The organism is uncultured Microbulbifer sp. (assembly GCF_947489355.1).
Taxonomy (GTDB): Bacteria; Pseudomonadota; Gammaproteobacteria; order Pseudomonadales; family Cellvibrionaceae; genus Microbulbifer.
Window position 1 is genome coordinate 102,917 of record NZ_CANLDD010000004.1, and the last position, 20,239, is coordinate 123,155.

Annotated in this window: 18 protein-coding genes and 2 pseudogenes; 4 read left to right on the top strand and 16 right to left on the bottom strand. The window is 56.6% G+C overall.

From position 1 onward, the window contains the following. Positions 1-35: 35 nt before the first annotated feature. On the bottom strand, positions 36-287 hold the full coding sequence (locus Q1A48_RS03705) for a hypothetical protein (RefSeq protein WP_299941382.1): 252 nt from the start codon (positions 285-287) through the stop codon (positions 36-38). A 407-nt stretch (positions 288-694) separates the two neighbouring features. Next, entirely contained in the window at positions 695-1,432 is a 738-nt protein-coding gene (locus tag Q1A48_RS03710) for an alpha/beta fold hydrolase (RefSeq protein ID WP_299941384.1), read from the bottom strand. Positions 1,433-1,552: 120 nt separating this feature from the next. On the opposite strand from Q1A48_RS03710, the gene Q1A48_RS03715 reads away from it, so the two are divergent. After that, positions 1,553-3,142 (top strand): AMP-binding protein, encoded by a 1,590-nt coding sequence (locus Q1A48_RS03715; RefSeq protein WP_299941386.1) that lies wholly within the window; start codon positions 1,553-1,555, stop codon positions 3,140-3,142. A 152-nt stretch (positions 3,143-3,294) separates the two neighbouring features. Here the strand turns inward: Q1A48_RS03715 and Q1A48_RS03720 are convergent. Both Q1A48_RS03720 and Q1A48_RS21745 read right to left on the bottom strand, forming a co-directional pair. Beyond that, positions 3,295-3,798 (bottom strand): annotated as a pseudogene (locus Q1A48_RS03720) (transposase); the annotation flags it as partial. 395 nt (positions 3,799-4,193) lie between these two features. Then, on the bottom strand, positions 4,194-4,406 hold the full coding sequence (locus Q1A48_RS21745) for a hypothetical protein (RefSeq protein ID WP_366523373.1): 213 nt from the start codon (positions 4,404-4,406) through the stop codon (positions 4,194-4,196). 165 nt (positions 4,407-4,571) lie between these two features. Between Q1A48_RS21745 and Q1A48_RS03725 the strand changes: the two are divergent. Both Q1A48_RS03725 and pulA read left to right on the top strand, forming a co-directional pair. Next, positions 4,572-5,813 (top strand): annotated as a pseudogene (locus Q1A48_RS03725) (IS256 family transposase). A gap of 485 nt (positions 5,814-6,298) precedes the next feature. Beyond that, positions 6,299-9,622, top strand: a complete 3,324-nt coding sequence (pulA, locus tag Q1A48_RS03730; protein WP_299941389.1) for a pullulanase-type alpha-1,6-glucosidase — start codon at positions 6,299-6,301, stop codon at positions 9,620-9,622. Between the two features lie 83 nt (positions 9,623-9,705). Here pulA and ribA read toward each other — a convergent pair whose 3' ends face one another. The 12 genes from ribA to Q1A48_RS03790 all read right to left on the bottom strand — a co-directional run bounded on the left by ribA (position 9,706) and on the right by Q1A48_RS03790 (position 19,181). After that, complete coding sequence (gene ribA, locus Q1A48_RS03735; RefSeq protein ID WP_299941392.1) at positions 9,706-10,320, bottom strand: GTP cyclohydrolase II; 615 nt, start codon at positions 10,318-10,320, stop codon at positions 9,706-9,708. Between the two features lie 17 nt (positions 10,321-10,337). Then, entirely contained in the window at positions 10,338-10,973 is a 636-nt protein-coding gene (locus Q1A48_RS03740) for a TIGR02281 family clan AA aspartic protease (RefSeq protein ID WP_299941395.1), read from the bottom strand. A 17-nt stretch (positions 10,974-10,990) separates the two neighbouring features. Then, entirely contained in the window at positions 10,991-11,479 is a 489-nt protein-coding gene (locus Q1A48_RS03745) for a phosphatidylglycerophosphatase A (RefSeq protein WP_299941397.1), read from the bottom strand. A 61-nt stretch (positions 11,480-11,540) separates the two neighbouring features. Then, positions 11,541-12,488 (bottom strand): thiamine-phosphate kinase, encoded by a 948-nt coding sequence (thiL, locus tag Q1A48_RS03750; protein ID WP_299941400.1) that lies wholly within the window; start codon positions 12,486-12,488, stop codon positions 11,541-11,543. A gap of 15 nt (positions 12,489-12,503) precedes the next feature. Continuing rightward, entirely contained in the window at positions 12,504-12,947 is a 444-nt protein-coding gene (nusB, locus tag Q1A48_RS03755; protein WP_299941403.1) for a transcription antitermination factor NusB, read from the bottom strand. Positions 12,948-13,008: 61 nt separating this feature from the next. After that, entirely contained in the window at positions 13,009-13,479 is a 471-nt protein-coding gene (gene ribE / locus Q1A48_RS03760) for a 6,7-dimethyl-8-ribityllumazine synthase (protein ID WP_299941406.1), read from the bottom strand. A gap of 71 nt (positions 13,480-13,550) precedes the next feature. Next, on the bottom strand, positions 13,551-14,663 hold the full coding sequence (gene ribBA / locus Q1A48_RS03765; RefSeq protein WP_299941409.1) for a bifunctional 3,4-dihydroxy-2-butanone-4-phosphate synthase/GTP cyclohydrolase II: 1,113 nt from the start codon (positions 14,661-14,663) through the stop codon (positions 13,551-13,553). A 66-nt stretch (positions 14,664-14,729) separates the two neighbouring features. Then, a complete protein-coding gene (locus Q1A48_RS03770) occupies positions 14,730-15,392 on the bottom strand; it encodes a riboflavin synthase (protein WP_299941412.1) in 663 nt (220 codons plus the stop codon). Continuing rightward, entirely contained in the window at positions 15,392-16,537 is a 1,146-nt protein-coding gene (ribD, locus tag Q1A48_RS03775) for a bifunctional diaminohydroxyphosphoribosylaminopyrimidine deaminase/5-amino-6-(5-phosphoribosylamino)uracil reductase RibD (RefSeq protein ID WP_299941415.1), read from the bottom strand. Before ribD ends, Q1A48_RS03770 begins: the two co-directional genes overlap by 1 nt. After that, entirely contained in the window at positions 16,534-17,001 is a 468-nt protein-coding gene (nrdR, locus tag Q1A48_RS03780) for a transcriptional regulator NrdR (protein WP_299941418.1), read from the bottom strand. Before nrdR ends, ribD begins: the two co-directional genes overlap by 4 nt. A gap of 177 nt (positions 17,002-17,178) precedes the next feature. Further along, the gene (glyA, locus tag Q1A48_RS03785) at positions 17,179-18,447 is read right to left on the bottom strand and encodes a serine hydroxymethyltransferase (RefSeq protein ID WP_299941421.1); all 1,269 of its coding nucleotides are present in this window, start codon (positions 18,445-18,447) and stop codon (positions 17,179-17,181) included. Between the two features lie 212 nt (positions 18,448-18,659). After that, complete coding sequence (locus Q1A48_RS03790; RefSeq protein ID WP_299941424.1) at positions 18,660-19,181, bottom strand: outer membrane beta-barrel protein; 522 nt, start codon at positions 19,179-19,181, stop codon at positions 18,660-18,662. 473 nt (positions 19,182-19,654) lie between these two features. Here Q1A48_RS03790 and Q1A48_RS03795 point away from each other — a divergent pair, with 473 nt between their 5' ends. Further along, on the top strand, positions 19,655-20,230 hold the full coding sequence (locus Q1A48_RS03795; RefSeq protein ID WP_299941427.1) for a hemerythrin domain-containing protein: 576 nt from the start codon (positions 19,655-19,657) through the stop codon (positions 20,228-20,230). The last annotated feature ends 9 nt before the right edge of the window (positions 20,231-20,239 follow it).

Sequence of the window (20,239 nt, forward strand, 5' to 3'; positions counted from 1 at the left end):
TGAAAATGATAATGATTATCATATTGATTGCCAAATCAATCGATGGCCTGGAAGGTGAGATCGGCGCCTAACTGTTCTTCCCCAGCCCAGTGACGATGATCAATCAACCTAGCCACAACCCGGTCTGGAGCGGGAATACTGGCTTCATCTGGTTTGGGCTGTGCGGCAGTCAATCCATAACCTAAAGGTCGCTGCACCAATCTGATCATCCCACGGTCTACGGCATCGGAACCCTGGCGGATTTCATTCAGGTTTCCACAATCCATTGGCAGCTTGGCTACTTGCATTAAAAATCCACCACCCCAAAGTCAATCTTTTCATTGAGGTTGTGACGTTATAACATATCCTTTTGCAAATCAATAGATTATTTTGAATAGCCTGATTGATCAGAGCAGAGGGCAGTGACTTTTTAGAAATTTGATGATTACGAGACTCTACGATATCTACATTCCACCCGAAATTAGTGATTCAGGGTGAACCCTGTAACGGTAAGAGTAAGCGTAAGCGTAAAGCTTTAAACAGCAGGTTGATGGAGCGACAAGAGCACCTCAGATGCCCTATTTCGTTGTTATTTTTTACCGCGGATGCAAAAAAGTGCACCCGGCAGTGTATTTAGAGCAATCACTAGTTGAGTCCGTGCAGGATAGGTAGCAATTAATTGATGATTCCCTGACAAGTCCGATCTTTTGCAGAATTAAGTTAGACCCAGTTGCTTTACTACGTGACTAACCACTAAATGGGGGCTTTGAGACAAATAAAAATGATTGCCAGTATATTCATAGATGTGAAAATGACAGTTGGTCCACCGCTGCCAGCCACGAGCATCATCAGGGGTAAGCTCAGGATCATCCCGGCCCAACATGGCTGTGATTGGGCAACTCAAAGGTTGATCCGAGGACACCTTGCTGGTTTCTATCAAACGATAGTCCTGGCGTAGTGTCGGGAGTAGCAAGGCCCGTAATTCCGGTATCTCTAACAATTCGGGAGCAGTTCCACCAAGTTGTATGAGTTGTTGGCACAGGGAATCGTCATCCAGCTGATGTTGGTTTCCGCCTTCTTGAAACTGAGGGGCCTTGCGGGCAGACACAAACAAGTGCTCAGGACCACACAGGTTTCGACACTGCAAGGAGAGTATCAATTCATGAGCAACTGTTGCACCCATACTATGCCCAAATACGGCCCAGGGGCGATCGAGAATAGGGGTGACTGCGTTACCCAACAAGGTGATTAAACTCCGCATATCTGCGGGCATCACCTCATTACATCGCTGCTCTCTGCCCGGCAAACAGACCAGCACCAATTCAATCGAATCCGGCAGTAGCTTTACCCAGGGTCGGTACAGTGCAGCAGTACCACCAGCATGGGGCAGGCACAAAAGTTGTATTGCTGCATTGGGTTTGGGATGAGGAATATTTAGCCAGGCGCAGGACATAAAACCTATCTTGGTAAAGGACTTGGATAGTAGATACTACCCTTTATTTTTAAATTTAGAAATGTGAAATAGTACCGAGTCTTATTAGTCTGCTCCAGCTACTAATTACAGGAGATCAGAATGAATAACGATTTACTTAACGGTTTCAAGCCCCACCCTGAAGAAATCGAACTTCATTACAAACAACAGAAAATTTGGGATAATCAACCTATTTGGGAACTGATTACGCGCACAGCCCGGAATTTGCCAGACCGCTGTGCGGTTCGTGATTTATCACACCAGCTAACTTACGCCGAACTGCTTAAAGAGGCCGACCTTTTTGCCGCAGGGTTACTGGCAAAAGGTTTCAACACAGGGGAGCGCGTGGTATTCCAGTGGAGTAATCAGGTCAGTTTTGCCACTACCTTACTCGGAATATTTCGAGCAGGACTGGTGCCAGTGATGGCTTTACCGGCACACCGCCAAAATGAAATCTGTCATTTTGCCCAGTTGTCTGGCGCAAGTGTGTATATCACCTCCGGTGTTGAGGGGGATGCAAGCCGACACAAAATGATAGAGCAAATCGCTGAGCAAGCCAAAACCCTGCGCGGCATATACAGCGCAGATGACAAGGATCCGTTTGAACCCTTACCCAAAGGGAAGGGCCAATTTACCCCCCCCCCCATTGACCCCGATGCCCCGGCTTTGTTCTTGGTGTCAGGCGGCACAACGGGTCTCCCCAAGTTGATTCCACGCAGTCACAACGATTATCGTTACAATATTGCCTGCGCCACTGCCGCTTGCGAATTGCAAAGCGATGAGGTTTATCTGGCCGTACTTCCTGCTGCACATAATTTCCCACTTGGCTGCCCCGGTATCCTCGGCACCCTGGCAATGGGGGGACAAGTGGTATTCACTCGAGATGCCAGCCCGGATCAATGCTTTGAACTGATAGAGCGCTTCGGTGTAACTGCTACTGCGCTCGTCCCGGCTTTGTCCCAAGTCTGGACCGCAGCGACCGCTTGGGAGGAAGCGGATCTAAGCTCCATACATCTGTTACAAGTTGGTGGTTCAAAGCTCGCTAAAACCGATGCCCAAGCTGCAATGGCTGCATTTCCCGGCGCGTTGCAACAGGTTTTTGGTATGGCTGAAGGGCTGGTTTGTTATACCCGTCTCGGAGATACAGATGAAGTAGTTGCCACTACTCAGGGCAGGCCCATGAGCCCGCTGGATGAACTTAGAGTAGTCGATAACCAAGGACAAGAAGTTGGCGCCGGTGACGAAGGGGAACTGCTCACTCGGGGTCCCTACACACTAAGAGGCTATTACCGAGCCGAGAAGCACAACCGCAGCGCTTTTACCTCCGGCGGTTTTTATCGCAGTGGAGATCGCGTACGTATCCAGGCCGATGGCAATATTATTGTTACTGGTCGGCTCAAAGATGTTGTAAATCGAGGAGGTGAAATTTTTGCATGCGAGGAAATCGAAGAGCACCTACTTGCACACCCCAACATACAACAAGCGGCTGTGGTACCTTTGCCAGACAAAGACCTAGGCGAACAAGTTGGAGTAGCGATTGTATGCACTGATAAAACTATAACCTTACAAGCATTACGTGACTTTTTGACCGAAAGAGGATTGGCAGCTTTCAAATTACCCGAGCGCCTAAATGTGCTTTCACGCCTACCGGTAACCGCTGTAGGTAAGATTGACAAAAAGCAGATTTTATAGATCCACATGCCACCTGGCCGTGTAGTTGTTTTTTTCTGAAAATTTTAACTAAGGCTATTTTTTTGATTGGTTGGTGATAGCAGGCCGATGAAAACCTTTAATTTTAGATAAAACCGAACGTGTAAATAATTCCATGTAATCGTCCCTACTGCTTATTGATAATCGGTGAAACGGTTGCTGAATTTGATCATAAAGTAGTTTAGTGCCAGCTTCCATTTGTGGATCGGTATCGCCCATTTTTTCGCGGCAACTTGCATCGCCAAATACACTACTTTCACCGCAGAGTGGTCCGAGGGGAACACTTTGCATTGCCTGGTTGCTTTCCGGATAACGCTTTTCAGTGGCTCAACGGTGTTAGTGATATAGATCACTTTTCGGATCTCCGGCGGATACTCAAACAAGGTGATCAGGTTCGGCCAGTGCGGCGGCTTCCGTGACTGCTGCGTAGATCCCTTTCAGATCGGCCGCAACGGCCTAGTAGTCTTTCCAAGAAACGTATTTGAGCGAGTTGCGCACCATGTACACGATGCAAAATTGAACCTTGGTTTCAGGGTATCCACAGCAATCGCTTCCGGGAAGCCTTTCAAGCCATCTACACACGTGATCAGGATATCTTACAGGTTTCGGTTCTGCAATACAGCGACAGGCGCAACATATCCTTATTGGTTATGACTTTGTATTTGGACCATATTTAACTAACCGGTGATTAGCATAAATAAGCAGCCCGATGATAATAAAGCTAACTGTGGTCACGAGAAATGACCCCAAATAGGTTGGCACTATACCATCGGCATACATTCTATCTCCTGGCTGAACCTACCCAGAAAAAAGCATATAAGAGCTCATGGCCGATTGGGTAAAAACAATAAAATTGGAATAACAGTTCTTGCTATCAAAAATTTCTTTGCTCTAATATGGACCTACATACTCCATTGGTAGTCAGTAGTGGTAGGACAACCGGTTACCCTAACTACCCCCACTCAGATCCGGACGTGCGGAACTACCGCATCCGGCTCTTCAGTAATATAATCGCTCGCGTAAAGCACAAACCCTAATACCAGTCCACAAGTATACTGCGTTTGTATACCCGAGGTGCCTTTAGCCTAAAATATCCCAGCATTTCCTTTAAATCATTCCAGTTATAACTCTTGCGATGACTTCGTTGGTTGAGCCATTTGTGTATGCTGTGTAGTACATAGCGGTACAAACGGGACAAGCTTCGACTGTTATCTGGCAGACCGAAGTAGTTCTGGAAGCCCTGCAACTTGCGCTTCAGGACGGGTAGCCAAATTCACTATGCCACTACAGGGAAACCTAGCGGTGATAGTGCAGAAGTCAGAGTTATAACCAATTCTGGTGTTTGAAAGAAAGCGGCGTATCTGGTTGATTTGTTGTCGCCAAACAGTCAACCAACCAGGAATACGCTGCTATGGATAAGAATACCGTTGTTGAGTTTGCAGGTCGACAGGAGACAGTAGATCCGCTAACTGAGCTATTACGTCGAGGGGCACGAGAGCTGCTTCAGAAAGCAGTGGAGGCAGAGCTGTCGACCTTCATGGAGGAGTTTCAAAACCGCCGCCTGGATGATGGCCGAGCGGCTGTAGTCCGCAATGGATACCTGCCAGAGCGTGATATACAGACCGGAATTGGCCCGGTGAAAGTGCCGAAGGTCCGGAGCAAGGACGGTAAGCCAGTAACCTTCCGCTCAGCTTTGGTGCCGCCATACGTGCGCAAGATCCGCTCGCTGGAGGCGGCGCTGCCGTGGTTATACTTGAAGGGCGTTTCAACTGGTGAGATGGAGGAGGCCCTGTCGATACTGGTTGGCCCGGAAGCGAAGGACCTATCAGCCAGCACAGTGGTTCGCTTGAAGGGGCAGTGGAAGAATGAATACGATACCTGGCGAACCAAGCGACTTGATAAAGATCGCTGGGTGTACATCTGGGCAGACGGCATATACAGCGGCCTGCGCTCGGAAGAAAGCAAGCTCTGTGCGCTGGTTGTCATTGGCGTAAACGAGTGTGGAGAAAAGCACTTTCTGGCAATTGAAGATGGGAAACGCGAATCGACGCTGAGCTGGAAAGGTGTGCTGGGAAAGCTGAAGGAGCACGGCATGAACACTCCGGAGCTGGCGATTGGCGATGGTGCCATGGGGTTCTGAACGGGGCTGGAAGAGACCTACCCGAAGACGCGCCAGCAGCGTTGCTGGGTACACAAGACGGCCAATGTGCTCAACAAGCTGCCCAAGTCGTGCCAGCCGAAAGTCAAGCGCTTCCTACACGACATCTGGCAGGCTGAGACAAGGACCGATGCGGAGAAGGCATTCGACACTTTCGTCAAGACGTACGAAGCCAAATACCCGAAAGTTGCCGAGTGCCTGTTAAAAGACCATGAGGAGCTGATGAGCTTCTACGGCTTCCCGGCAAAACACTGGCAGAGCATCCGGACAACGAACCCGATCGAGTCGACGTTCGGAACGATACGACATAGGACGAAGCGCTCTAAAGGCTGTCTGTCGAGAGAGGGAATGCTGCACATGCTGTTCAAGCTGGGAATGTGTGCAGAGGGAAAATGGAGAAAACTCCGGGGCTTTGACTACCTGGCCAAGGTCATCATCGGGGTGGAATTCAAGGATGGAGAGGAGGTGCCAACAGCCGACCAGAGCGCTGCTTGATCAGGCTTGTTGAACACCAGAATTGACAATAACTCTAGTCAGCAGAGGGCATAGTACCTGGCAGGGAGCCGGAGAGGGGGAAGGCCCGAATATTAAACAAAGAATGAAACATCACTACCTTATGAGGGTAAAGCCGGCAAATGCCGGCGTGCCGGGGATTGCAACGGGTACATCACCTTTCCCGACCCGAAGCAATCTCAACAATCAGATAGGTCGCCGACCATTCAGAATTCAGGTTGCCCGCTCCCTACCCAGGCATACTTTGTCCCGCGGACATGACCGGCAGATGACATCCGCATAAAGGTTTTGTGAAGCCATCCACCAATCTGCCTGCCCGTTTGCGGCGGCGCATACCCCCACCAGCCACCACAACCCGTCTGCCTCCACCCCCTTGGGGAGGGAGGTCGGCGGGGCAAAACTGGGCTTCAATGCCTTGCTGGGAGAAACGCAAACCCCCTGCCTATAACAATAAATGAGGCCAGATCATGCCAATAGTAAAAACCGCCAGCCCCTTTTATCAGGCGCTCCTGCTGGGCGCTCTGCTCTGTTGCACCCAATGGCCCTCCCGGGCGTCGGACACGCCGGCACCGGTGGCAGTGAACATTCCCGGCAGCCTGCAAAGCCAGCTCGGCTGCAGCGACAACTGGCAACCGGACTGCGCCGCCACCGGGCTCCATTACGACAGCGAAGACGACAAGTGGCAGGGCCACTTTTTTGTCCCGGCCGGAAACTGGGAGTACAAAGCCGCCCTCAACAACAACTGGGACGAAAACTACGGCCAGGGCGCCCAGCGCAATGGAGCCAATATTCCTCTCGATCTGGGCGAAGCCCGCGAGGTCAAATTTATTTACGACCACGAGAGCCACTGGATCAGCGACGACGCAAACCAGTTTATCGCCACGGTAGCCGGTAACTTCCAGAACCTGCTCGGCTGTGCCGGCGACTGGCAGCCCGGTTGCCTGCGCACCTGGATGCAGGACGCCGACAACGACGGTATCTACACCTTTGTGACCTCGGGGCTGCCCGCCGGTACCTATGCGTTCAAGGTGGCCCTGCATGAGGGCTGGGACGAAAGCTACGGCAACGACGGCGACAATATTGCCTTTACCGTGGGCGCCGACAACGACGAACTCTATTTTGCCTTCGACGCCGCCAGCAAACAGGTCAGCGTGCGCAGCGATGGTTTCGCCAAGGGTGATCTCAGCCGCGACAGGGCTCACTGGGTGGACACCAACACCTTTGCCTGGGATATTCAAGCGCGACAAGGCGACACATTCCAACTGCACTACAGCCATTCCGCCGGGCTGGCGCTGACTGCCGATGGTATCGTTTCAGACGGCGCAATCCCCCTCACACCCGCCGACGGACTGCCCCAGGGCGCGCGCGAAAAATTCCCGCACCTGGCCGGCTTTCACGCGCTGCAACTGCCCGGCGGGGTCTCACTGGAAGCCCTGGTTACCGGGCAGCTGGCCGTTGCGGTCTACGACCGCGAAGGCAGGCTGCGCGATGCCACCGGCGTACAGATGGCCGGCGCCCTGGACGCGCGCTTTTACTACGATGGCGCGCTGGGTGCCCGCGTGGAGGCGGATCATATCCAACTGGACCTATGGGCACCCACTGCGCGCTCGGTAAAGCTGCACCTGTTCCGGGATTCTGCCGGTGACAGCGCCGATCTGGTGCTCCCCATGCACCGCAATACCGCCACGGGGGTCTGGTCGGCATCTATCGACAAACAGTGGGACCGGGGGTTTTACCTCTATGAGGTGGAGGTTTACTCCTATTTCAGCCGCAGGATCGAAACCAACCTGGTGACCGACCCCTATTCCCTGAGCCTCTCTATCAACAGCGGCAAGAGCCAGATCGTCAACCTCAATGATCGCGACCTGAAACCCTGGGGCTGGGAGCGGTTGCGCAAGCCGGCACTGGCACAGCCGGAAGATATCAGCATATACGAGCTGCATGTACGGGATTTCAGTATTCATGATGAAACGGTGCCTGAAGCTGCGCGCGGCACTTTCCGGGCCTTTACCCGGCGCCACAGCCAGGGCATGCGCCACCTTGCCGCACTGGCCCGCGCCGGGCTCACCCATGTACACCTGCTGCCGGCTTTTGACTTTGCCACAGTCAATGAAGACCGCGGGCAACAGCAGCAGACGCCCGACCTGTCCCTCTACGCACCGGACAGCAGCGCACAGCAGGCCGCAGTGCACGCCGTTCGCGATACCGACGGTTTTAACTGGGGATATGATCCGCTGCACTTTACCGTGCCGGAGGGCAGCTACAGTACAAACCCGGACGGCGCTGCGCGTATCCTCGAATTCCGCCAGATGGTACAGGCACTGTCCCGCACCGGCCTGCGCCTAGTGATGGATGTGGTCTACAACCACACCAGTGCCTACGGGCAGTACGCGCATTCGGTACTCGACAAGATCGTGCCCGGCTATTACCACCGCCGCACCCTGGAGGGCGATGTGGCAATGAGCAGCTGCTGTGCCAATACCGCCACTGAGCACGGCATGATGGAAAAGCTGATGATCGATTCCCTGCGCACCTGGGCCAGGGCCTACAAAGTGGACAGCTTCCGCTTCGACCTGATGGGCCATCACAGCCTGGACAATATGCTCAAGGCCCAGGCGGCGCTGCAATCCCTGACCCTGCAGGCCGATGGTGTAGATGGCCGCACTCTCTACCTCTACGGCGAGGGCTGGAATTTCGGCGAGGTTGCCAACGACGCCCGCTTCCTGCAGGCACGCCAGGCCAATATGGCGGGCACGGGGGTGGGCACCTTCAACGACCGTCTGCGGGATGCCGTGCGCGGTGGCAATCCCTTCGGCGGCTATGTAGAGCAGGGCTTTGGTACCGGCCTGTTCACCGATAGCAACGGCAAGTTCGAAAGTGGGGATGAACGCACCACCCTGCTGACCCTGGCGGACAAGGTGCGGGTTTCCCTGGCCGGTAATCTGGCAAATTACCTCTTTGAGGATGCCACCGGCGCCCTGATCACCGGCAGCGAGCTGGTCTACAACGGCCAGCCCACGGGCTACACCGCCGATCCACAGGAATCCATCCACTATATTTCCGCCCACGACAACGAGACACTGTTTGACGGCGTGCAGATCAAGGCCAGTGAGGGCGCCGGCCTGCGCGAACGGGTGCGCATGCAGGCATTCAGCAACTCGCTGGTACTCTTCGCCCAGGGGATACCGTTTATCCACGCGGGCCAGGATTTCCTGCGCTCCAAGTCCACGGATCGCGACAGCTACAACGCCGGCGATTGGTTCAATGCGCTGGATTTCAGCCTGGCCACCGACAATTGGGGTGCCGGGCTGCCGATGGCGGACAAGAACGAGGACAAATGGCCCCTGATGCAGCCGCTGCTGGCCAATCCCGCGTTGGCGCCCAAGCGTCGCCACCGCCGGTGGAGCAGTGCCCTGTTCCGCGAGCAGCTGGCGATCCGCAACAGCTCACCGCTGTTCCGCCTGCCTGATGCGGCGGCGGTGGCAGCGCATGTACATTTCCTGAATACCGGCCCGGACCAGATACCGGGCCTGATTGTAATGGCACTGTCCGATGCTGAGGGCAGCTTTGACCCGCGCTTTGAACGCATTGTGGTGCTGTTTAACGGCGATGATGACACGGTGGCATTTGCCAGCGACACGCTGCGCGGCCTGCCCCTGCGCCCACATCCGCGCCAACGCCGCTCGGTGGACCCGCGCCTGCAACGGGCAAGCTTCAACCGGCGGAACGGCAGCTTTACCCTGCTCGGGCGCACCACAGCGGTATTTGTACAGCCGCGCCGGGCTTATTGAACCCATCGCAGGAAGCAAAAATAAAAAGGCCGGATACTTCCGGCCTTTTTTATTGGAATGGCAGGGGCACAAAAGAGCGGAGATTATGGCTCCCCGTCCTCTTCCTCTCCACTTTCAATCAGATGCCCCAGCTTGCCTTTCTTGGTGGAGAGGTATTTGGCATTGTGCGGGTTGCGCCCAGACTGGTGTGGCAGGCGCTCGGTCACTTCGATGCCCAGATCCTGCAAGGCCTTTACCTTGCGCGGGTTGTTGGTCATCAGGCGAATGGCATGGATACCCAGATGCGCAATCATCCCCTTGAGGAGGGAATAATCGCGCATATCCGCACCGAAGCCGAGCCTTTCATTGGCCTCTACAGTATCTGCCCCACAGTCCTGCAGGTGATAGGCGCGAATCTTGTTCAGCAGGCCGATGCCGCGACCCTCCTGGCGCAGGTAAAAAATGGCCCCGCGCCCCTCCATGGCAATGCGGTGCATGGCGTGTTGTAACTGGGCACCGCAGTCACAGCGCAGAGAGAAGAGCGCATCGCCGGTCAGACATTCTGAGTGAATGCGGGCGAGCAGCGGTGTATCGGTATTGAAGTCGCCCATGGTGAGTACCAGGTGCTCCTTGCCGGTACCCAGCTCCTCAAAGCCGTGCATCTCAAACATACCCCAGGAGGTGGGCAGCTTTGAGGATTCCACATATCGAATAGCCAACGTTATACCTCTTCTATTCAGTTGCGTGCGCGCAGTATCAGCACACCATCCTGCTGCTTCATATCCACCCGGGCGAGAAAGGTGTTTCCCAACAGCACGATACGGGGAAAGTCCCCAGCGTGCACAGTGGCTTCCACATTGTGCAGTTTAATGCCACCAATGGTCACACTGCTGAGAGTCACCAAGTACGCCCGTGTCATACCATTGGCAGTTGAAACCGCGATTTCCTCCGCACCTTCAAGATTGAGGCCGAGGCGGCGCGCAGTGGGATAGTTGAAGGCAATGCTGGTTGCGCCGGTGTCTACCAGCATGGGCACGCGCAAGCCATTCACCCAGGCTTCGGTGCTGTAGTGGCCGCGCCTGTCGGCCATAAGGCGCACCTCGGCCTTTTCGGCCTGCACATAGCGGGTGGCAACCGGTGCATCCAGGGTGAGCTTTCGCTCGCGCCCGGCGACACGGATGCGGGCATGGCTGGTGGTGGCCTCCAGCAGTTCGACCCCTTCCGGGGAGCTTTCCCCCCTGCTGAGAATACGCTGGCGACCATCAATTTCCAGCAGGGCGCTGTCGCCAAAAAGCCCCTTGAGCTGCACCTGCTGGGCACCGGCGGCAGTGGCAATCAGCAGCCCCAGCAGTACACACAGTCGTTTTCCCATCGATAGTCCCTATCCGTTTACACACCTACCAGCCATGCGGTCACCTGCACTACCAGCCCCGCGTAAATGGCGGCCAGTATATCGTCGAGCATAATTCCGATGCCACCCTGTACCTGCCTGTCCGCCCAGCGCACGGGCGCTGGCTTGGCAATATCGAACAGGCGAAACAACACAAAGCCGTACAGCGCCCACAGCCAGCCCTGGGGAGCCAGCCACATGGTGAGCCAGTAACCCACCATTTCATCCCAGACAATGCCGCCGTGGTCATGCACGCCGAGTTTCTTCGCCGCGGCGCCACACAGGTAACACCCCAGCAGTGCGGAGACCACCACAATCCCCAGGTACCCGGCCGGAGACAGCCCCTGCATCAACCACCAGAAGGGGATGGCGGCAAGGGTGCCAAAGGTGCCCGGCGCCCTGGGGGCAAGGCCGGAACCAAAACCAAAGGCCAGCAACAGAACGGGGTCGCGCAACAGCCGGGAAAAAGACGGATTCTGTATCTTCATGGTGTCCAAGTCCGGTGACACTACACAGCCATAGCGGTATGGCCTGCCTGTAAAACCGCGCTCAAAAGTGCCGGTAACCCGTGCGGCGGACCCGCCAGCGCTTACCGTTTTGCCAGCAGCGCACCTCGGCTTCGCCGCTGCCCAGGGTGCCGATAGCAACCGCTTCCGGCTCCAGCTTTTGCAGGGCTGAAACCCGCGCCTGGGGCACGGTAAAACACAGCTGGTAATCGTCGCCCCCGCCAGCGGCCAACGCCAGTGCACCCTTCCCCGCCAGCGCCCGCGCCAACGGCGCAATCGCCAGCCGCTCCAGATACACGTCGGCACTGACCGCGCTGGCTGTGCAGATATGGGCGAGATCCGCCAGCAGGCCGTCGGAAATATCCACTGCACTGCTGGCCAACCCGGCGATGGACGCCGCAATGGCGAATTGTGGTTCAGGGTAGTAAAAAGCCCGCTCGGCACTGCGCCGGGTTTCCCCTTCGGCTGGTCGTTCGCCCAGGATCACCGGCAAAGCGGCGGCTGCCCCGCCCAGAGGACCACTGATATACACGGAGTCGCCGGGGCGGGCGCCGCCCCGGCACAGCGGTTTCAGGGTCTGGCCCAGTACTTGGATGGTGATCGACAAAGGCCCCGCGGTGGTATCACCACCCACCAGGGAAATGCCAAATAGCCTGGCGGTGTTCAGCAGGCCAGCGGCGAACCGCTGCAACCAATCCGCATCACTGTGCGGCAGGGTCAGCGCCAGGGTAAACCACAGCGGGCGCGCATTCATGGCGGCCAGGTCGCTGAGATTAACCCGCAGCGCCCGCGCGGCAATAGCGGCGGGGTCTGCATCCACAGGAAAGTGCCTGCCCGCCACCAGGGTGTCTACGGAGGCGGCCAGCTGGCCCTGCGCCGGCACCTGCAACAGGGCGCAATCGTCGCCAATACCCAGTGCCACACCCTCGCCCTGCGGGGCGCTGGCGAAGTAATCGCGGATAATGTCAAACTCGCCCGGCGCGTGCTCCATGGTGGTGACTGCGGGTTAAGTTTTCTTGTCCGCAGCCACTTCCGCCGCGCGCAGGGTTGCGGCAGTCCTGTCCAGAATGCCGTTGATAAATTTAAAGGCATCGGTGGGGCCGAATTTTTTTGCTAGGGCCACCGATTCGTTGATCACAACCTTGTAGGGCACATCCATGCGGTGTTGCAGTTCGTAGGCAGACATGCGCAAGAGCGCGCGGGAAACCGGATCCAGGTCTTCCACACTGCGATCCAGGTAGGGTGTAAAGGTGTCTTCCACCGTATCGAGGTTTTTCGCAACCCCGTGGAAAAGGTCGCGGAAATACGCCACATCGGTTTTACTCATATCGTTATCGGCGTGAAACTCCGCCTCGATAGTCGTGAGGCTGGCGCCGGCTATTTGCCATTGGTAGAGCGCCTGCATGGCGTAGTGGCGCGCCTTGCGGCGAGCGGATGCAGTTACCGTCATTGTCTTTTCCGGTGGGTACTTCACAGGGTGGATTGGCGCCGGCCCGGCCGGCGCCGCAACATTAGATCTTGCCGAGCAGTGAGACCATTTCCAGGGCGGTCTCGGCGGCCTCGCAGCCCTTGTTGCCGGCCTTGGTGCCGGAGCGCTCGATGGCCTGCTCAATGGAGTCCACGGTGAGCACACCGAATGTCACCGGAATACCGGTGTCCAGTGCCACCTGGGCCAGCCCCTTGGTGCACTCGCCGGCAACATATTCAAAGTGCGGGGTACCGCCGCGAATCACCGCCCCCAGGGCGATCACCGCATCGAACTTTTTGCTCTGCGCCAACTTCTGCGCAATCAGCGGAAACTCAAACGCACCCGGTGCGTAGCAGATCGTGATATCCCCATCCGGGATGCCCTTGCGGCGCAGGGTATCGAGTGCGCCGTCTTTCAGACGCTCCACCACAAAGCTGTTCCAGCGACTCACCAACAGCGCATACTGGCCACTGCTGTCGACAAAGTCCCCTTCGATCACTTGCATATTGCTCATCGTTTTCAATCCGTATCCTGGTGGTAGCACCGGCACTCACCCGCGGACCGGGCCAGTGCGCGCTGCTTGATTTACTGGTCAGCGTTCAGGTACTCCTCCACTTCCAGGTCGAAGCCGGAAATGGCACTGAATTTGAATGGGGCGCTCATCAAGCGCATTTTGCACACTTTGAGGTCGCGCAGTATCTGCGAGCCGGTGCCCACCTGCTTGTACACCAGGTCCTGACTGGGGCGCTGCTGCTTGCCGCTGATCAGCCAGTCGATACTCTCTTCGATTTCCTCTGTGGTCTCGTTGTGACAGATCAACACCACCACACCCTTGCCCTCTTGTTCGATGCGCTGCATGGCGCGGCGGAAGGTCCAGGGCGTGAATGTCTCGTCACCGCGGCGAATGGTGAGTACATCACGCAAAGTATTGCCTACGTGAACCCGCACCAGGGTGGGCTCTTTCGGCGTGGGGTCGCCCTTGATAAAGGCAAAGTGGCGCTCGCGGCGAGCCCTGTCCAGATAGGTGCGCAGCCTGAATTCGCCGAACTCGGTATGCACCTTGCGCTCGTTGATACACTCCACGGTTTTTTCGTTGAGGGCGCGGTAGTTGATCAAGTCGGCGATGGTGCCGATCTTGAGGTTGTGTTCCCTGCCGAACCGCTCCAGGTCCTGGCGCCGCGCCATGGTGCCATCTTCGTTCATGACCTCGACAATCACCGCGGCGGGCTCAAACCCCGCCAGGCGCGCCAGGTCGCAACCCGCTTCGGTGTGACCGGCCCGGCTCAGCACCCCGCCGGGCTGGGCCATAATCGGGAAGATATGGCCGGGCTGAACAATATCGCTGGGCCTGGCATTCCTGGCCACCGCCGCGCGTACGGTGCGGGCGCGGTCCGCTGCAGAAATCCCCGTGGTAACCCCCTCGGCGGCCTCAATGGATACGGTGAAGTTGGTGCTGAACTGAGTACCATTTTCCCGCGACATCAGCGGTAGATCCAGCTGTTCACAGCGTTCCCTGGACATGGGCATACAGATCAGGCCGCGGGCGTGGGTGGCCATAAAGTTGATGTCCTCGGCGCGTATCTGTTCCGCCGCCATCACCAGATCGCCCTCATTTTCGCGATCTTCGTCATCCATCAGGATCACCATCTTGCCCTGGCGAATATCGTCGATCAGTTCTTCAACCGTATTAAGTTCCATTGCTCACTCTGGATAAATTGGTCAATTGCAAATTGGGCGCCCTCCCCGGTGGCCGGCAAACGCCGGCTAGCGTGGGTAAAATCCGTGCCGGGCGAGAAATTCACGGGTTATCTCCGTATTGCCGGGTGTGGCCGCCTGCTCCCCCAGAAGCAGGCGCTCCAGATAGCGCGCGATCAGGTCCACTTCCAGGTTGACGCGCGTCCCGGCGGTGTAAGCGCCCATAATCGTTTCCTGCAGTGTGTGGGGTACGATGGTCAGCTCGAACTCTGCGCCGTCCACCGCATTCACGGTGAGGCTGGTGCCATCCACCGTAATCGAGCCCTTATGGGCAATATAGCGGGCCAGGTTTTCCGGTGCGCGCAGGCGAAAGCATTCGGCACGCGCTTCGGATTTGCGCCACAATACCGTACCGATGCCATCGACATGGCCACTGACAATATGGCCGCCCAGACGCGTTTGCGGGGTGAGGGCCTTTTCCAGGTTGACCCGGTCGCCCCTTTGCCAACCACCGACACAGGTGACAGCCAGGGTTTCCGCGGACACATCCGCCCAGTAGCCGTCGCCGCACAGCGCCACCACCGTCAGGCACACGCCGCTGGTGGCGATACTGTCTCCCAACTGCACGTCAGACAGGTCCAATTCGCCGCTTCTGACCCGCAGGCGCAGATCACCCGCGCGCGCTTGCAGCTCGGCGATATCACCCACAGCTTCAATGATTCCGGTAAACATCAGCGCTCGATATCCGTGGTTGCGGTGATGCGCCAGTCATGCCCGACCGCACGCATATCGGTAATCGTAACCGGCAGGACCGAACCCATCCGCTCAATCGGTAGTGCAAACAGCGGTCGCGCTGTGCTACCGAGTAACTTGGGCGCCAGGTAGACAATCAACTCGTCCACATGACCGCGGTACAGGAATGCACCGGACAGTGTCGCGCCGCTCTCCACCAGAACCTCATTGCACTGGCGCCGTGCCAATTCCTGCAGCAACGCGAGCAGGTCCACTTGCCCGTTTGCATCCGATGGCAATACCAGCACCTCGGCACCGGCCTGCTGCAGGCGCACGCGGCGCTGTTCCTCTGCTCGCTCAGTCGTGCACACCAGTGTGGGGGCGTCGCCCTGCAAAATAAAGGCTTTGAGCGGTGTGCGCAGCTGGCTGTCGACAATAACCCGCAGTGGCTGTACCCGAGCGGCCTGTTCCGCCGCAAGCAGCGCCAGCGCCATTTCGTCGGCGCGCACATTCAGGTTGGGGTTGTCAAAGCGCACCGTCTCAACGCCGGTAACAATCGCGCAGCTGCGCGCGCGCAGGCGCTGCACATCGGCGCGCGCAGCGGGACCGCTCACCCATTTGGACTCACCACTGGCCATGGCGGTGCGCCCGTCCAGACTCATCGCGGACTTGCAGCGCACCAGTGGCAGGCCCAGGGTCATACGCTTGATAAAACCGGGATTGAGCCTCCGGCACTGAGCTTCCAGCAGGGGGCCTGCCACCTCGATACCCGCTTCGCGCAGTCTCTGCAGGCCCGTGCCGCCAACCTGTGGATTCGGGTCCTGCATTCCGTAGACCACGCGGGCAACGCCGGCTTCGACCAGCGCCTCTGTGCAGGGGCCCGTGTGGCCGGTATGAACGCAGGGCTCGAGGGTGACATACACAGTGGCCCCGCGGGCGTGCTCGCCCGCAGCACGCAGCGCCTCAATCTCCGCATGGGCGGCACCGGTGCGTTGATGCCAGCCCTCACCCACTACCGCACCGGCAGGATCGGTAATCACACAACCGACCCGCGGATTGGGCATGGTGGTATAGAGGCCTCGCTCCGCCAGTTGGACAGCGTGGGCCATCAGCGCCTGGGCGCTCTGCACAGCGGCACGACTCATTGCGAACCGCTTCCCTTTCCGATCAGGCGTTCGATCTCTTCGTTAAATTCACTCACATCTTCGAAGCGCCGGTACACCGAAGCGAAGCGCACATAGGCCACCGGGTCCAGCTCGCGCAACTGCTCCATCACCAATTCTCCTATGGCGCGGGCGGGCAGCTCCCGCTCGCCGGTGGCCTGCAGGGCGTGTTTTATCTGGGAGACTGCGGACTCCACCCGTTCGGTGCTGACCGGGCGCTTCTCTACCGCGCGCTGAATACCCGCGCGCAGCTTGTCTTCGTTGAAGGGCTCGCGCTGGCCGTTCTGCTTGACGACCCGCGGCAGCAGCAGTTCTGCGGATTCGAAAGTGGTAAAGCGCTCGCGACACACAAGGCACTCGCGCCGGCGGCGCACCTGATCCCCTTCAGCAACCAGGCGGGAATCGACAACTTTGGTTTCTTCTGCGCCGCAGAAAGGACAGTGCATACGGGATAGTTCCCAGAGGGAGTGGAAAATGGATTGCAGTTTACCATAGCCGCTGGATCAAGTGGCCCGGCAGCTAGCGCTAGTGTTCCCTTGCCACTGATTACCCCCGTGGCCACTGCGCCAGTACGCCCATAAAGAAAACGGCTCAAAGAGCCGCTTTCTTGTTAACACTGCCAATCAGCCCTGGCTGTACACCGGATACTGTGCACAAATTTTCAGCACCTTCTGCTTTATTTCGGCAATAGCGGTCTCCACGCCCTCCTTTTCCAGTGCATCCAGAACATCGCAGATCCAGTGGGTCAGCTGCTGGGTCTCCTCGACACCAAAACCGCGGGTGGTGATCGCCGGGGTGCCGACACGCAGTCCGCTGGTAATAAATGGGGAACGTGGATCATTCGGTACCGCATTCTTGTTCACCGTGATATTGGCACGGCCCAGGGCCTCATCGGCATCCTTACCGGTGTACGCTTTGCCGATCAGATCCACCAGCATCAGGTGGTCATCGGTACCCCCGGAAACGATATTGATTCCCCGGTCCAGGAAGGTCTCCGCCATGGCGCGGGCATTTTCCACCACTTTTTTCTGGTAGGCCTTGTACTCCGGGGTCATGGCTTCTTTAAAAGAAACCGCCTTGGCGGCAATCACATGCATCAGGGGGCCGCCCTGGCCACCGGGGAATACCGCAGAGTTCAGCTTCTTCTCAATCTCTTCATTGGCGCGGGCCAGGATGATACCGCCGCGCGGGCCGCGCAGGGTTTTATGGGTAGTGGAGGTGACAACATCTGCATGGGGAATCGGTGTGGGATACTCTCCGGCAGCCACAAGGCCAGCGACATGCGCCATATCCACAAACAGATAGGCCCCGACCTTGTCGGCAATTTCGCGAAAGCGCGCCCAGTCCATCACACGGCTGTAGGCGGAAAATCCGGCAACGATCATCTTCGGCTTGTGTGCCAGCGCCAGGCGCTCCACCTCCTCGTAATCCACCTCACCGGTTTCAGGGTTCAGGCCGTACTGCACGGCACTGTAGATCTTGCCGGAGAAGTTGACCCGGGCACCGTGGGTCAGGTGACCGCCGTGGGCCAGGCTCATGCCCAAAATAGTATCGCCGGGGGCACAAAGGGCTTGGTAAACCGCAGCGTTGGCCTGGGAACCGGAATGAGGTTGTACATTGGCGTAGTCGGCGCCAAACAGTTGCCTGGCACGCTCGATAGCCAGGGTCTCCACCTTATCCACATACTCACAGCCACCATAGTAACGCTTGCCCGGATAGCCTTCGGCATACTTGTTGGTCAGACTGCTACCCTGGGCGGCCATAACTTGCGGGCTGGTGTAGTTCTCTGAGGCAATCAGCTCGATGTGATCTTCCTGGCGAGCATCCTCCTCCCGGATGGCTTCCCAGATCTCGGGGTCGTAGGAGGCCAGCGTGACAGATGCATCAAACATAATGTTCCCTCGATAAAGCGGGCTGAATAGCCACTTGTGAAACCCGACACTTCAGCGCCCAGGTCCTGTAACCGGGACCCGAGCAGCAAAGTGGGCCGGGGCCAATCAAAACTCTGAGCGTTCAGAAAGGCGCGCATTGTACACCAAGGGCGGAGGGATTGCGCAAAATGCAAATGCGGCCCAGCGGCCGCATTTGGAGAGGGTGGGCCGGCTTAGAAACGCACAACCAGGGAGCCTGACCAGTAGTCCACCTCCTCTTCGATAAGCGTGTATTCGGCTTCAAAGGAGATGTTTTCGACCAGATTAAAGCCGGCACCAACACCCACGGAGGCACCGCTATCGGAACCATTACCAAAGGATTTTACATCCACCTCTTCGTTGAGGTAACCGAAACGCCCCTTGAAATAAATATCTCCCTGGGTGCGATATGTGGCATACACTGCCTGGGTGGAGATAGAATAATCCACTGTTCCCCGGTCAACCCTGCCCCGAAATGGATCGTAACCAAAGTCAACGAGTTCACCATCTACCACGGAGCCGGTAAACTCAGCCTCAATCCCCCACCCTGAATTCCAAGTATAACCCCCGCGAAAACCGGCGTTTAAAGGGCTCTCATCACCGACATCCGTGTTCATCACACCAAAAACACCACCGATGTAGGCCCCTTCCGCCTGGACAGCAGCCGAACAGAGCAAAGCCGCCGTAGCAGCCACTGCTTTAAGATTGAAAGACATGCTTTCCCCTTACTATAGAATCCATAAAAGCCGACGAATTATAGAGACAAAAATTTTTTTAGCAATCTGTTTTCCCCGGCCACGCCAACGGATATCCCCTGATCATTGGGTGATTAACCCAGAAACTATAGTGGCCGCACACTGGGTCCTGTTTATTTCCAAAGGCACCTTTCCACAACCAGTAGGCAATTCGTATAAGAAAATGTACGTCCTTGATTGGCTTCATTTCATTGGCCTTTCAACTATGGGTACCATAGAGAGGTATTGCTCCCTCCGGCTTGCCGGAATTTCCAATCAGATGCCGAAATGGCATTTGAGTCAGGCTTGGCTAATACTCGGAGAATCCTGAACAAGCGCCAATTTCGCTAAATGCCCCCCGCTTTTTCATTAAGTTTCCTCCGCTTGATCCAAATCAACCCAGCAACATCGAGCCCAACAACAATAAAGCAAGAAACAAATCGCGGAGGTCTGGGGTGGACACCATCTACCGACAACTGTGTTGTGACCATCAAGCTATGCAGCAAATGCTCGATACCTTTGAGCAACTGTTGCAGGATCTTTTCAAACACAGTGACCGGGACCCAAACACCCTTTCAAGTATCCTCGATGCGCTGGATTATTTTTCCGTCTACCCGGATCAATACCACCACCCGGTGGAGGATTTGATGTTTGCACAGCTGTTACGCAAGCCAATCCACAATCGCAACGTCATCTATCAAGTGCGGAGGCAGCATCGGCAGATTGCAACCGCAACTAAAAGCATATGCGCACTCTTTTATGCCGTGGCCAATAATGCAATGGTGGAACGAAAGGTGTTACAAAGTACCGGCAGCGCCTATATACAACTGCAACGCAATCATATCCACCTGGAAAATACAGCACTGTTTCCCCAGGTTGAGCGGTATCTGGATACAGAAGACTGGCGCTTGATTCATATTCAAACTGAAAATCTTGGCAATCCGTTTTTTGATAGCAGCAGAAAAAAATTGTATGAGACCCTGCACCAGCACCTCACACAGCATCAAACTGCGGTCACTGCGCTTGCCTGATATGTACGC

Coding starts and splice junctions, on each gene's coding strand:
- Q1A48_RS03745 (WP_299941397.1), bottom strand. CDS start 11,479: ATGAAGATACAGAATCCGTCTTTTTCCCGGCTGTTGCGCGACCCCGTT.
- ribBA (WP_299941409.1), bottom strand. CDS start 14,663: ATGGAACTTAATACGGTTGAAGAACTGATCGACGATATTCGCCAGGGC.
- pulA (WP_299941389.1), top strand. CDS start 6,299: ATGCCAATAGTAAAAACCGCCAGCCCCTTTTATCAGGCGCTCCTGCTG.
- Q1A48_RS03790 (WP_299941424.1), bottom strand. CDS start 19,181: ATGTCTTTCAATCTTAAAGCAGTGGCTGCTACGGCGGCTTTGCTCTGT.
- Q1A48_RS03710 (WP_299941384.1), bottom strand. CDS start 1,432: ATGTCCTGCGCCTGGCTAAATATTCCTCATCCCAAACCCAATGCAGCA.
- thiL (WP_299941400.1), bottom strand. CDS start 12,488: ATGGAGCACGCGCCGGGCGAGTTTGACATTATCCGCGATTACTTCGCC.
- ribD (WP_299941415.1), bottom strand. CDS start 16,537: ATGAGTCGTGCCGCTGTGCAGAGCGCCCAGGCGCTGATGGCCCACGCT.
- Q1A48_RS03770 (WP_299941412.1), bottom strand. CDS start 15,392: ATGTTTACCGGAATCATTGAAGCTGTGGGTGATATCGCCGAGCTGCAA.
- ribE (WP_299941406.1), bottom strand. CDS start 13,479: ATGAGCAATATGCAAGTGATCGAAGGGGACTTTGTCGACAGCAGTGGC.
- Q1A48_RS03740 (WP_299941395.1), bottom strand. CDS start 10,973: ATGGGAAAACGACTGTGTGTACTGCTGGGGCTGCTGATTGCCACTGCC.
- nusB (WP_299941403.1), bottom strand. CDS start 12,947: ATGACGGTAACTGCATCCGCTCGCCGCAAGGCGCGCCACTACGCCATG.
- glyA (WP_299941421.1), bottom strand. CDS start 18,447: ATGTTTGATGCATCTGTCACGCTGGCCTCCTACGACCCCGAGATCTGG.
- Q1A48_RS03715 (WP_299941386.1), top strand. CDS start 1,553: ATGAATAACGATTTACTTAACGGTTTCAAGCCCCACCCTGAAGAAATC.
- Q1A48_RS03705 (WP_299941382.1), bottom strand. CDS start 287: ATGCAAGTAGCCAAGCTGCCAATGGATTGTGGAAACCTGAATGAAATC.
- nrdR (WP_299941418.1), bottom strand. CDS start 17,001: ATGCACTGTCCTTTCTGCGGCGCAGAAGAAACCAAAGTTGTCGATTCC.